This window comes from Polynucleobacter antarcticus (genome assembly GCF_013307245.1).
Taxonomy (GTDB): domain Bacteria; phylum Pseudomonadota; class Gammaproteobacteria; order Burkholderiales; family Burkholderiaceae; genus Polynucleobacter; species Polynucleobacter antarcticus.
Window position 1 is genome coordinate 1,293,766 of record NZ_CP028941.1, and the last position, 12,368, is coordinate 1,306,133.

Genomic DNA, 12,368 nt, shown 5'->3' on the forward strand with positions numbered 1-12,368 from the left:
ATAGCTTGGGAGTCTTGCTTTTTTAAATGGTGCATCTTGAATTTAAAACTGTAGCTCGTTTACTGTAGCTCGTTTTACAGCTTCTTACTTTTTCTTCCCTTTATCTGCATCAACGTAAGGGTTTTTAGCAGTATTCATCTGAATTCTGAGAGGGGTGCCGCGCAGCTTGAAAACATCCCTAAAGCGCCCTTCTAAATAACGCTTATAACTATCTGTCACACCGCTCAAAGATGTTCCATGAATCACCACAATGGGGGGGTTCATACCGCCTTGGTGAGCGTAACGAAGTTTTGGACGCCCCATACCAACGCGTTTTGGCTGTTGATGCTCAATCGCCTCTTGCAAAATACGGGTCAATCGTGGAGTGGGTAGCTTTGCCATCGCTGCTGCATAAGCCGAATCTACATCCTTAAAGAGCTCTTTTAATCCTGTACCTTTTTTAGCGGAGATGGGGTGAACGTTCGCGAAATCCAAAAAGCGAAGTTTTTGAGCAATCTCTAAACGGGCACGTTCTTTGACATACGTATCCAGACCATCCCACTTGTTCACTGCAACGACTAGAGCGCGCCCTGCCTCCACAATAAATCCAGCAATATGGGCATCTTGCTCTGAAATATCTTGCTGAGCATCCAACATCAGGATCACTACATTACAGTCAGCAATCGCTTGCAATGTTTTCACTACCGAGAATTTTTCAATCGCTTCAAATACCTTTCCACGCCGACGCAGGCCAGCCGTATCCACCAAAATGTAGGGCTTGCCATTACGCTCAAAAGGAACCTCAATAGCATCGCGTGTAGTACCAGGCATGTCAAATGCAATGACCCGCTCTTCGCCGATTAACTTATTAATCAAGGTCGACTTGCCAACGTTGGGGCGACCCACTACCGCAATCTTCATGGGGCGATTAGGATCGTTATCTTTTTCCTCTAGCTCTGGCTCGGCAATACCCAAAGAATCCAAAGCGTCATCAATCAGGCCACGGACACCGTCACCATGCGCAGAAGAAATCGGGAACGGCTCACCCAAACCCATTTCATGAAAGTCTGCAGTGACAACACCAGCTTGCATGCCTTCTGTTTTATTGACAGCCAAAATAATGGGTCGACCCGTCTTGCGTAAAAAATCCGCAATCACGCGATCCTGAGGTGCCATGCCTAAACGGCCATCTACCAAAAAAATAACAATGTCTGATTCAGCAACGGCTTGCTTAGTCTGCTTCGCCATCTCAGCGACAATGCCGGTTTTTGCTACTGGCTCAAAGCCACCAGTATCTACACAAATAAATGGGCGCTCACCGATCCGGCCTTTGCCATAGTGACGATCACGCGTCAAACCAGAAAAGTCTGCCACTAAGGCATCACGCGAACGAGTGAGGCGGTTAAACAATGTCGACTTGCCTACATTAGGGCGGCCAACAATAGTGATGACTGGGTTCATTTGGGACTGTACGCCGCTAGTTTTCCACCTTGGGATTGAACCAAGATGAGCCCGCTGACCGCAATGGGTGCAGCAGTGATGGGACTACTATCATGACGAATCCGTGCCAGCATTTCGCCCTTCTCTTGTGAAAAGGCATGCACATAACCTTGTGCATCCCCCATCAGTAATACTTTACCTATGGCTAGTGGCTCACCGACACCTCTAAAACTCAGTTGAGTATTTTCCCAAAACTGTGAGCCGTCTTTTACAGAAAATGCAGTGACATAGGAGCGCTCATTTGCAGAAAACACCAAGTCAGGGCTTTGGGCTGTACCGGTATAGCTGGAGTAATCTTTAAACCACAGTAAGTTACCCGTTCTGGCTTGACCACAACCAATGCGGCCTTGATAAGACACAGCACAGATGACATCGCCTTCCATACTTGGCTTCGCTGTGACATCGTTCAAGCGCTCAATTTCAGAAAAGCCTTTTGGAAAGGATACGGGTGTCTCCCATACAAGCCCACCATTCGCAATCGCAATCATGCCAAAACGACCGCCCGCAAAGCCCGTCACAATCACTTCATTCGCGATTGGCAACATGCCATAACCCACGCGCAAAGATAGAGCAGATTGTTGACGCTGATAAGTCCACTTACGAACGCCAGTAAGTGCATCTAAACCAACAAAACGATTATCTAAAGTACGAATGACAACGACGCCACCAGCAACTACAGGGGCTGTTAACACTTCACTGCCAAGATTCATATTCCAGATAGCTTTACCTGTGTCGTCGTAAGCATAGACAACGCCTTTAGTGGTCACGACTGCGGTAGTTCGCCCATCAGAGCCCGGGCCAATTGATAAACGATCCGGGGCAGATGCTTCCCATATTTTTTGCCCCGTGCGCAAGTCAATCTTCATCACATTGCCCCGGTGCGAAGCGGTATAGACGGCATCACCTGCAACCGTTGGATGAAAGCTAAAAGGCTCGGATGAACCAATGCTGGTTGACCATACTGGCACTAAATCAAACTGATTACTTACTGGAACAAGTTCTGCAGGTTTGCGCACGCGTGCACTACCAGAGCAGGCAGCTAAAGTGACCACAATAGAGCCAATCAGTGCAGTCCTTACTACTTGCTTTACTACATACTTTAAGTCAACCATTAGCGAGAAGATCCTCCAACAGCATCCAGTTTCACTTTAAGAAGACGGCGTGCTTCTTCTGGAAACTCTTTGACTTCATTTAACTGCTTCCAAGCAGCTTCATAGCTTGCTCGCGCATCTGCTACTTTTGCTTGCGCCAAATACCAATCCCCACGACGCTCTAACCAGAGCGCCTCAAACCCAATAATTGGCTTCTCTTTAAGAATCGTATCCGCTTCAGCAAAATCTTTTGCGGCACCCTGCTCGATGAGTTGCGTTACCAGACGCAATTTCCCCAAGGCTGAATAACCTGAATTAGAGGCATTTTTAGCAACCCAACGTAAATAATCAGTCGCTTTAGCAGCATCGCCTGCATCTGCAGCAATCTTTGCGGCCACTAAACTAGACATAGCAGCATACGGCGTACCGCCAAATTCCTTTTGCAAATCGTCTGCTGCGCGCAAAGTTTGTTCTTTGTCTCCCTTGCCCACTGCAGTGACCATGGTTTCATATAACTGAGAGGCAGAAGTTGTTTGGCTGGTACGCCACCATTGATAGCCGCTATAGCCAGCATAAGCAAATAAAGCAGCAGTCACCACACCAGTAATCACATTACGGTACTTGCTCCAAAAATCTTTGAGTCGGTCGACTTGTTCTTGTTCTTCTAGGGCTAAAGGCATATCAATCCAGGCTAATCAAATCAATCATGAGACATAAAAAATAGGGTACAAGCTTATTCTATTCGGTAGCGCCAATAATGGCATCAATTACCGCATCCACTACGCTATCTAGTGCAACGGCCTTTTGTTCACCGCTGCTACGTAAATTCTTAATTTGTGCCTCATTCTTGGCCAACTCATCAGGCCCAATAATGACTGCATAAGTTGCCCCGCTAGTGTCTGCCTTCTTCATTTGAGATTTAAAGTTAGCGGATTGGCCATCTGGCGGGCAAAACAAAATGACATCAATGCCCGCACTACGCAGTCGCTCAGCGATGATCATGGCAGTTGTGAGAGTCTCGCCACCTTGGTGCAAAACGAAGACATCACAGTGTGCCAAAGGCTCTGGCAGAGAACCGGATACTTTCATCAACTCTAAGACCCGCTCCATACCCATCGCCCAACCACATGCTGGCGCAGTTTTGCCACCCATACGCTCAATCAGGGGATCATAGCGACCGCCCCCAGCAATGGTGCCCTGAGCACCTAACTCGTCGGTGACCCACTCAAACACTGTCAGATTGTAATAATCTAGGCCCCGCACCAAGCGCGGATTAATCTTACAAGGGATGTTGTTTGCTTTGAGTAAAGCCTGTACGCCCGCAAAATGGGCGAGCGACTCTTCACCCAAAAAATCCAATAATTGAGGAGCTGCTTCAAGCAGGCCTTGCATTGCCGGATTTTTAGAATCCAAGATACGCAATGGATTGGTGAGTAAGCGTCGTTGTGAGTCCTCATCTAACTGCTCTTTATTTTTCTCAAAATACATCACTAGTGCACCGCGGTGTTCCGCACGCTCGTTGGCTTGGCCTAAAGAATTAATCTCTAAACGCACTCCTTTGAGCCCAAGCTCATCCCAGAGTCTTTGACCCATAAGAATGATTTCCGCATCAATATCAGGACCTGCAAAGCCAAGTGCCTCAACACCAAACTGATGAAACTGACGATAACGACCTCGCTGTGGACGCTCATGACGAAACATAGGACCTGTATACCAAAGGCGCTTTGGCCCCTCGTACAGTAAATTATTTTCAATCACAGAGCGTACTAAAGCAGCGGTGCCCTCTGGACGCAAAGTCAGTTGCTCACCATTGAGACGATCTTCAAAGGAGTACATCTCCTTTTCAACAATATCCGTAACCTCACCAATGCCCCGCTGAAATACTGCTGTTGCCTCTACGATGGGGGTACGCAAAAACTCATACCCATAAGCCCGAGTTAAATCACGCAATACATGCTCGAGATGAGTCCACTGCGCTGCATCTGCAGGCAAGAGATCGTTCATGCCGCGAACGCCATTGATTTTTTGGATCTTCTGTATTTTTACTGACTCAGTCATATAGTCTTTGCAGTGATTGCTAGTTACTTGGGTGCGTAATGCTGATTGACATAGTCATCCACAATCACTTGAAAATCTTGTGCAATATTGTCACCGCGCAAAGTCTTCACCTTAACGCCATCTACAAATACTGGGGCAGCTGGGGTCTCGCCCGTACCAGGTAAAGAGATCCCAATATTGGCATGCTTACTTTCGCCAGGGCCATTCACGATACATCCCATCACCGCCACATTCATCGCCTCAACACCAGGATGGGTTTTTTTCCATTGCGGCATTTGTTGACGCAAATAGGATTGAATATTGGCAGCCAATTCTTGAAAGGTGGTGCTTGTGGTTCTACCGCAACCAGGACAGGCAATCACCATCGGCGTGAAATTACGCAAACCCATGGTTTGTAATATTTCTTGGGCAACAATCACTTCGTTCTCTCGTGGCGCACCAGGGTCCGGCGTTAAAGAAACGCGAATCGTATCGCCGATACCCTCTTGTAACAAAATAGCCATCGCAGCCGTTGAGGAAACAATGCCCTTGCTTCCCATGCCCGCCTCTGTAAGTCCCAAGTGTAGGGGATTGTCACAGCGTCGTGAGAGATCACGATAGACCGCAACTAAATCCTGAACATTGCTCACCTTGCAGGACAATAAAATTTGATCAGGGTTCATGCCCAGCTCAATAGCTCTTTCAGTAGACTGCAGTGCCGACTGAATCAAGGCCTCAATCATGACCTCTTGTGCGGTTTTAGGATTCGCTAATGCGCCATTACTATCCATGATGCTCGCCAGCAAATCTTGATCGAGGCTGCCCCAATTGACCCCAATACGGATGGGCTTATCGTATTGACAAGCCGCTTCAATCATTTGCGCAAACTGAGTATCACGCTTGGCGCCCTTCCCCACATTGCCAGGATTAATGCGGTACTTCGATAAAGCCATAGCGCATTCAGGAAAATCTTTTAATAAAGTATGGCCGTTGTAATGAAAGTCGCCTACCAAAGGTACCAGCACATCCATCTTGTCTAACTGCTCACGAATATGCGGAACTGCGGCAGCAGCGGCAGGCGTATCGACAGTAATACGCACAATCTCAGAACCTGCACGAGCCAACTCTTTTACCTGAATGGCAGTAGCAATCACATCAGCAGTATCGGTATTAGTCATAGACTGAACACGCACTGGGGCATCACCCCCCACCGTCACAATATTTGTTTTCCAGGCAATGCTGGCTTGACGAGTCTTGCGCTTAGGGGCCGGACCTAATGGAAGTGGTGTTAAGCAAGCATTAGGATGTGCAAAAGGTGTTTTGCTCATATGATCTCAATTATCCAATCTGTTAAGCCATTGAACAGCATGTTCTGTCTGCACGATATCAACATCATGCACCGCCCGTTCTCGTACGCGCGTGCGATCAACTACATCCCCCGCTAACTGGCCGCAAGCTGCTGCAATATCATCACCGCGGGTTTTACGAACAGTTGCTACCATACCAGCCTCTAGCAAGATATTCGCGAAGGCATGTATCCGTTGCGCTGATGAACGCTTTAATCCAGATTCTGGGAATGGATTAAATGGAATCAGATTGACCTTGCACTTAATATCTTTTAGCAAGCGAACTAATTCTTTTGCCTGAATATCGGAATCATTGACTCCATCTAACATGCAGTATTCAAAGGTTAAGAAATCCCTGGGTGCAAAAGGTAAATACCGTTCGCAGGCTGCCAGTAGCTCTTTAAGGGGGTATTTTTGGTTGAGCGGCACGAGTTGATCACGCAAAGCATCATTGGGTGCATGCAATGACACCGCTAAAGCGACAGGGCAATCTTGCGCTAAACGATCGATCATCGGTACTACACCAGAGGTAGACACCGTAACCCGACGACGTGACAATCCATAAGCACGATCGTCCAACATGAGCCGCAAAGCAGTCACGACGTTATCGTAATTCAGTAAAGGCTCACCCATGCCCATCATCACTACATTAGAAATGACCCGACCCGTGTGCTCCCAACCCGGCGTTGGATATTCTTCAATACGACGAATAGCATGAGGGTCATTGCGTAATAAGTGCTCAGCAAACCATAACTGGCCAATGATTTCACCAGCCGTGAGATTACGGGAAAAACCTTGGTAACCTGTTGAACAAAAGCGGCAATTAACGGCACAACCCGCTTGTGAAGATATGCATAAGGTACCGCGACCATCTTCTGGAATAAACACCGACTCGACTGCATTACCACCGTTGACATCGAGCAACCACTTACGAGTGCCATCGCTAGCATGCTCGTCTTTCAATATTGGCAGGGAGATGACTTCGGCTTGATCGAGCAAAGTAGCTCTGAAGCTTTTAGCTAAATCACTCATATCATTAATGTCGGACACACCCCGTTGGTGAATCCACTGCATGAGTTGCTTCGCCCTAAAGGGCTTTTCATTCAGCCCCGCAACATACGCTGCCATATGGTCAGCGTCAAAATCTAAGAGATTTACGCGCGGGGAGGTCAATGCGCCTACTTATTGTGAATGTTTACGTGTTTAAACAGAAAAATAGGGGTTCAACATTAACGCGTGAAGACTTGCATGCCTGGGAAGAAAAAGGCAACTTCCGCAGCAGCTGTTTCAGGAGCGTCTGAACCATGTACAGCATTGGCATCAATACTGTCAGCAAAATCAGCACGAATAGTGCCCTTATCAGCCTTCTTAGGATCGGTAGCACCCATCAAGTCGCGGTTTTTAGCAATCGCGCCTTCGCCTTCCAATACCTGAATCATCACAGGACCTGAAATCATGAAGCTCACCAAATCTTTAAAGAAGGGGCGTGCTTTGTGAACACCATAGAACTGCTCGGCTTCATTTTGTGACAAGTGCGCCATTCTGGAGGCGATGATCTTCAATCCAGCAGATTCAAAACGGTCATAGATCTTACCGATCACATTTTTAGCGACAGCATCGGGTTTGATAATAGAAAGGGTGCGTTCAATAGCCATGCAAAACTCCAGTAGTAATTTCAAAGGTTTTTGTCAAAATGGTCCAAACAGGCTTGTCCCAGCTTGACGACCCCCAAATTATACATTGCCTGAGGGTATTTACCCATGCATCTGTAGTCCTAAGCCTTTGAATTTACAGGGCATAACCCTCTAATTTGTAGACTTTTTCCATAGGGTCTTGAAATTAGCCTATTTTGTCTATACTTAATGTCATTAGTCCCTAGTGGGCTTTCGAAATCACTACTCAAAAGGAGTCAATATGAGTGATCTGAACTCTTACGGCTTTGGGCAAGCAGGCTCGGTCAGCACCCCACAGATACGTAACCGCGTATTAAGAAATACTTATGCCCTCTTGGCATTAACCATGGTTCCTACCATTATTGGTGCTTGGCTAGGCGTTTCAATGGGCTTTAGCTTTATGGCAAATAGTCCTTTTATGGGCTTCATTATCTTTATGGCTGTTGCTTTTGGCTTCTTCTGGGCGATTGAGAAGAACAAAGATACTGGCATTGGCGTTCTCTTATTACTGGGTTTCACTTTCTTTATGGGCATCATGATGTCCCGTTTGGTCGGCTACACCTTAAATAGCTATAGCAATGGCTCAACCCTGATCATGTTAGCTTTCGGCGGTACCGCTTCCATTTTTGCTGTGATGGCATCCATTGCCACTGTCAGCAAGCGTGACTTCAGTAGCATGGGTAAGTGGTTAATGGTAGGTGTACTACTCTTGATCATTGCTTCCGTAGCGAACATCTGGTTTCAGATACCCGCCTTGATGTTGACTGTAATGGTCTTGGCCATCGGTATCTTCTCAGCATTCATCTTGGTAGATGTTCAGCGCATCATCAACGGTGGTGAGACAAACTACATCATGGCAACCTTAGCAATCTATTTAAACGTCTACAACATCTTTACCAACTTGCTCGCATTATTGGGCATCGCTGGTGGCGACAGAGACTAAGTTTATTTATTAGTACTGTTAGGTCTTAGTAAAAAAGCAGCTCAGGAAACTAAGCTGCTTTTTCTTTTTTTTGCTTCATTCTTAATTCTTAACTTTTTTAAAGTCTCTCAAATACCGCCATTGACTCAACATGCGAAGTATGCGGAAACATATTAATGATTCCAACGCTCTTCAGGCTATAGCCTGCTTGGTGGCACAAAATCTCGCTATCTCTGGCAAGGGTTTTAGGATTACATGAGACATACACAATCCGTTCTGGCAACAGCATGCTTTTCTGCCCATGGAGCAATGCTAAGGCCTGGCAAATTTCCATGGCACCTTCCCGCGGGGGATCCATTAGCCAGCGCTCTGCCCTACCCCAAGCAGCAATCGTCTCAGTATTGACTGCAAACAAATCGCTTTGCATAAACTGCACTTTATCTATCAAGTGATTATGCTCAGCATTTTCTTGAGCTCTCATAGTTAAGCTTTCTAATCCTTCGATCCCCAAGACACTCTTAGCCTTTCTGGCTAGCGGGAGCGTGAAATTACCGATTCCACAAAACAAATCCAGCACGCGATCCCCAGCTTGCACATCCAGTAAGCGAATAGCTCTACTCACTAATACGCGGTTCATCAGATGGTTTACTTGTGTAAAGTCAGCTGGCTTAAATGGCATCTCTATCTCAAACTCAGGCAGCCGATAACATAGCTTGCCAGTCGTTGGATAAAACGGTGCCACGGTTTCAATTCCTTTGGGCTGCAGCCAAATCCATACCTGATGTTGATCTGCAAAATCTTTGAGTAATTGCTCATCTGCTAGGCTCAAGGCCTGTAGGATTCTGAGCACCAATGCAGTGACTGGCTTTGCTTTTCTTAAGTCTGTTGAGTGGGGATCCTCTGATTCGCCCACTGCCACCTCTACTTGAGGCATGCGATCCACGATCGATAAAGCATTAATCAGCTTACGCAACTCGGGAAGTAGAGCAGAAACATGGTTAGGTAAGATTTCACAAGCGAGCATATCGGCAACATAGCCACTCTTACCCTCATGAAAACCCACCAGCACAGTGCCTTTTTTGATCGAGCGGTTTACTACACTTAAGCGGGCCCGGTGGCGATACTCCCAAGCAGAGCCGCCCATAGGTCGCAAAATTTCTTCTGGGGTAATTTTGGCAATGTGCTTTAAATCATCCTCTAGCACACGCTGCTTCATAGCAATCTGCGCCCGCATATCTAAGTGCTGCATGGTACATCCACCACACACTCCAAATACTTTACATTTTGGTTCAGATCTAAAGACTGCTGGCTTTAATATATCTAAGACTTTAGCTTTACTAAAGCGCGCCTTCTCTCGCGTCACAACATAAGTTACTAATTCAGTAGGCAGCGCGCCTTGAATAAACACAACCTTACCGCTCTGGCCCTCTAAGGCCTCAGCCTCATTGGGTGGTAAGCGAGCAATGCCTTGTGCGTCGAGATCCAGTGATTCGACTCGGATAGGTACAGTCACTTCGATATGGACTGGCTTTTCGCCTCTACGCATCCGGGCTAAAGCCTAAAAGATATTCTTGCCACTGCGCTCCATTGGGCTCTTTTGCTAGATTCTCTAAATAGGCTTTGACAAAGACAATTTCATCTTCGTACTCTGCTAAAGAGAAGCCACCACGCAGTAACTGAAAGCGGCAATACATCAAATAAGTATTCACTACATCCGTTTCGCAATAGCGGCGAATATCATCAATCTTGCCATCTTGATATGCAGGCCAAACTTGGCTGCCGTCCATGCCCATCTTCCCTGGAAAGCCGCAGAGCTTTGCTAAACCATCTAAAGGGGCATTCGCACGGCCATTAAATTTCGCGAGCAGGTCCATGAGATCGAGGTGACGCATGTGATAACGACTAATGTAGTTATTCCACTTAAACTCACGACTATCATTTTCTTGACTCTCACCCATTTCCCAATAGCGTGGCGCTTGAATTTGATTGACTAAGGCGCGATAGTGCAAAACAGGTAAGTCAAAACCACTACCATTCCAGGAAACTAATTGGGGGGTGTACTTTTCAATCAGTTCAAAAAAAGTTTGAATTAATACCTTTTCATCATCATGAGAAGTCCCTAGTGTGCCCACTTTAATTTGTGGAGTACCTTCTTTAGTCGTACGACGAATCACGCAAGAGATCGCACAAATACGCTGCAGATAAAGGGGGAGAAATTCACTGCCTGTCTTTTCTAGACGCTCAGCCATTGCTGCCGAAGCAACATCGGAATCCGACATCGAGGAAGGAAATGCATTGAGGCGACGCAAACCTACTACATCAGGAATAGTTTCAATATCAAATACAAGGACTGTTGCAGTTGCCATAGTTAAGCAGTCAGAGTATTGCTAAAAATACTACTGCAGAAATGGTGTTGGATTTACCGGCTTACCGTTGACGCGAAGCTCAAAGTGAAGTTTGACTGAATTCGTATCGGTATCGCCCATCTCGGCGATCTTTTGGCCTTTTTTAACCACATCACCCTCTTTAATGGAGAGGACTCGGTTATGGGCATACGCTGTTAGATAGGTATCATCATGCTTAATGATGACTAAATTTCCATAACCACGCAGACTATTGCCTGCATAAACTACCTTACCCTCTGACGCAGCACTGATTGGATCGCCCAGTTTTCCGGCAATATCAATTCCTTTATTTTTTTCACTGAACTCATCCACTACCTTGCCCTTAGCCGGCCAAGATAAGTTGATACCTGGCTCTGCAACGATTTCTTTTGAGCTATCTGATTTCGGCGGTTCTGCTTTTACAGTATCGCGACTAGCAATTGGTTTAGTGGTAGATGTCGGGGGCTTGACTGCAGCCATAGAGCCGGCGGGTGGCTTTACTAAAATTAGATCACCCACTTCAATCAGATTAGGATTGGAGATGTTATTCCATTGGGCTAAATCACGCGGAGACTGGCCGTTATCTAAGCCAATACGAGCCAAGGTATCGCCTCGCTTGACGCGATAGTATCCAGGTGGCGTCGAATCACTACTACTGCGGTCAGCACTGGTGCGATCTACTACGTTAGCTGGTTTTGTGCGCGGCGTAGAGCAGCCCACTATCAGCACTATCGATGCAAGGGCAAAAAGTATTAGGCGGTATTTAGGCATTAAATTTATGGGTTTTATACTACCCCTGATTGTAAGGGTACAAAAAAGACCTCATCCAAAACGGTCCTTTGATAGCGTTGGGAGCTCATACGCTCAACCATAATTAACTGCTGTTCTTTTTCGTTTCTGGCGACAGGAGCCACTAAACGGCCTCCAATAGCCAGTTGATCTAACAAAGCATCAGGAATACCTAAACCCGCTGCTGCCAGAATAATGCCGTCAAACGGAGCGGCTTGGGGCAGCCCTAAAATGCCATCGCCATAAATTAAGCGGAGATTATTAATACGAAAAGGGCGTAATTTAGCTCTTGCCATGTCATGCAGTGCCCGTATGCGCTCAATGGAATACACCTCCTCGGCTAACAAACTCAGTACGGCTGCCTGATAACCACAGCCAGTACCAATTTCGAGAACCTTACCTAGGCGACTTCTCGGTTTATGCAAAAGCTCGATCATACGTGCCACTACAGATGGCTTTGAGATTGTTTGAGAATGGCCAATGGGCAATGCCGTATCTTCATAAGCTTGAGGATGCATTCCAGCATCCATAAAAGCATGGCGTGGAACAGTAGCAATCGCCTCTAATGTTTTGGGGTGCTTTACTCCTGAAGCTAAGACTTTTGCTGCTAATGCTTGGCGGTAACCCGCTAAGCGTTCAGTATTTGC

At 46.6% G+C, this 12,368-nt stretch carries 11 protein-coding genes and 1 pseudogene; 1 reads left to right on the forward strand and 11 read right to left on the reverse strand.

Annotation, left to right across the window (positions count from 1 at the left end; genetic code table 11):
- Positions 1 to 84: 84 nt before the first annotated feature.
- From der to ndk, 7 genes are all read right to left on the reverse strand, one after another.
- Positions 85 to 1,440 (reverse strand): ribosome biogenesis GTPase Der, encoded by a 1,356-nt coding sequence (der, locus tag DCO16_RS06770; protein WP_173942942.1) that lies wholly within the window; start codon positions 1,438 to 1,440, stop codon positions 85 to 87.
- A complete protein-coding gene (bamB, locus tag DCO16_RS06775) occupies positions 1,437 to 2,591 on the reverse strand; it encodes an outer membrane protein assembly factor BamB (protein WP_173942943.1) in 1,155 nt (384 codons plus the stop codon). The genes der and bamB overlap by 4 nt, the downstream gene beginning before the upstream one ends.
- A complete protein-coding gene (locus tag DCO16_RS06780) occupies positions 2,591 to 3,250 on the reverse strand; it encodes a YfgM family protein (protein WP_173942944.1) in 660 nt (219 codons plus the stop codon). The genes bamB and DCO16_RS06780 overlap by 1 nt, the downstream gene beginning before the upstream one ends.
- Positions 3,251 to 3,308: 58 nt before the next feature.
- A complete protein-coding gene (gene hisS / locus DCO16_RS06785) occupies positions 3,309 to 4,628 on the reverse strand; it encodes a histidine--tRNA ligase (protein WP_173942945.1) in 1,320 nt (439 codons plus the stop codon).
- Positions 4,629 to 4,651: 23 nt separating this feature from the next.
- A complete protein-coding gene (gene ispG / locus DCO16_RS06790) occupies positions 4,652 to 5,935 on the reverse strand; it encodes a flavodoxin-dependent (E)-4-hydroxy-3-methylbut-2-enyl-diphosphate synthase (protein ID WP_173942946.1) in 1,284 nt (427 codons plus the stop codon).
- Positions 5,936 to 5,941: 6 nt separating this feature from the next.
- Positions 5,942 to 7,081: a dual-specificity RNA methyltransferase RlmN gene (rlmN, locus tag DCO16_RS06795; protein WP_254598124.1), complete on the reverse strand. Its 1,140-nt coding sequence runs from the start codon at positions 7,079 to 7,081 to the stop codon at positions 5,942 to 5,944.
- Between the two features lie 101 nt (positions 7,082 to 7,182).
- Entirely contained in the window at positions 7,183 to 7,608 is a 426-nt protein-coding gene (ndk, locus tag DCO16_RS06800) for a nucleoside-diphosphate kinase (protein WP_173942948.1), read from the reverse strand.
- A 259-nt stretch (positions 7,609 to 7,867) separates the two neighbouring features.
- Between ndk and DCO16_RS06805 the strand changes: the two genes are divergently transcribed.
- Positions 7,868 to 8,569, forward strand: a complete 702-nt coding sequence (locus tag DCO16_RS06805) for a Bax inhibitor-1 family protein (RefSeq protein WP_173942949.1) — start codon at positions 7,868 to 7,870, stop codon at positions 8,567 to 8,569.
- Between the two features lie 97 nt (positions 8,570 to 8,666).
- Here DCO16_RS06805 and rlmD read toward each other — a convergent pair whose 3' ends face one another.
- The 4 genes and pseudogenes from rlmD to DCO16_RS06825 all read right to left on the reverse strand — a co-directional run.
- Positions 8,667 to 10,094, reverse strand: a complete 1,428-nt coding sequence (rlmD, locus tag DCO16_RS06810; RefSeq protein ID WP_173942950.1) for a 23S rRNA (uracil(1939)-C(5))-methyltransferase RlmD — start codon at positions 10,092 to 10,094, stop codon at positions 8,667 to 8,669.
- The gene (locus tag DCO16_RS06815) at positions 10,087 to 10,914 is read right to left on the reverse strand and encodes a 3'-5' exonuclease (RefSeq protein WP_173942951.1); all 828 of its coding nucleotides are present in this window, start codon (positions 10,912 to 10,914) and stop codon (positions 10,087 to 10,089) included. Before DCO16_RS06815 ends, rlmD begins: the two co-directional genes overlap by 8 nt.
- Before the next feature lie 30 nt (positions 10,915 to 10,944).
- A complete protein-coding gene (locus DCO16_RS06820) occupies positions 10,945 to 11,703 on the reverse strand; it encodes a peptidoglycan DD-metalloendopeptidase family protein (RefSeq protein WP_173942952.1) in 759 nt (252 codons plus the stop codon).
- A gap of 14 nt (positions 11,704 to 11,717) precedes the next feature.
- Positions 11,718 to 12,341 (reverse strand): annotated as a pseudogene (locus DCO16_RS06825) (protein-L-isoaspartate(D-aspartate) O-methyltransferase); the annotation flags it as partial.
- Positions 12,342 to 12,368: the final 27 nt, after the last annotated feature.

Excerpts from the sequence above, each read along its gene's own strand:
- der (WP_173942942.1), bottom strand. The coding sequence starts at position 1,440 with ATGAACCCAGTCATCACTATTGTTGGCCGCCCTAATGTAGGCAAGTCG.
- bamB (WP_173942943.1), bottom strand. The coding sequence starts at position 2,591 with ATGGTTGACTTAAAGTATGTAGTAAAGCAAGTAGTAAGGACTGCACTG.
- DCO16_RS06780 (WP_173942944.1), bottom strand. The coding sequence starts at position 3,250 with ATGCCTTTAGCCCTAGAAGAACAAGAACAAGTCGACCGACTCAAAGAT.
- hisS (WP_173942945.1), bottom strand. The coding sequence starts at position 4,628 with ATGACTGAGTCAGTAAAAATACAGAAGATCCAAAAAATCAATGGCGTT.
- ispG (WP_173942946.1), bottom strand. The coding sequence starts at position 5,935 with ATGAGCAAAACACCTTTTGCACATCCTAATGCTTGCTTAACACCACTT.
- rlmN (WP_254598124.1), bottom strand. The coding sequence starts at position 7,081 with ATGGCAGCGTATGTTGCGGGGCTGAATGAAAAGCCCTTTAGGGCGAAG.
- ndk (WP_173942948.1), bottom strand. The coding sequence starts at position 7,608 with ATGGCTATTGAACGCACCCTTTCTATTATCAAACCCGATGCTGTCGCT.
- DCO16_RS06805 (WP_173942949.1), top strand. The coding sequence starts at position 7,868 with ATGAGTGATCTGAACTCTTACGGCTTTGGGCAAGCAGGCTCGGTCAGC.
- rlmD (WP_173942950.1), bottom strand. The coding sequence starts at position 10,094 with ATGCGTAGAGGCGAAAAGCCAGTCCATATCGAAGTGACTGTACCTATC.
- DCO16_RS06815 (WP_173942951.1), bottom strand. The coding sequence starts at position 10,914 with ATGGCAACTGCAACAGTCCTTGTATTTGATATTGAAACTATTCCTGAT.
- DCO16_RS06820 (WP_173942952.1), bottom strand. The coding sequence starts at position 11,703 with ATGCCTAAATACCGCCTAATACTTTTTGCCCTTGCATCGATAGTGCTG.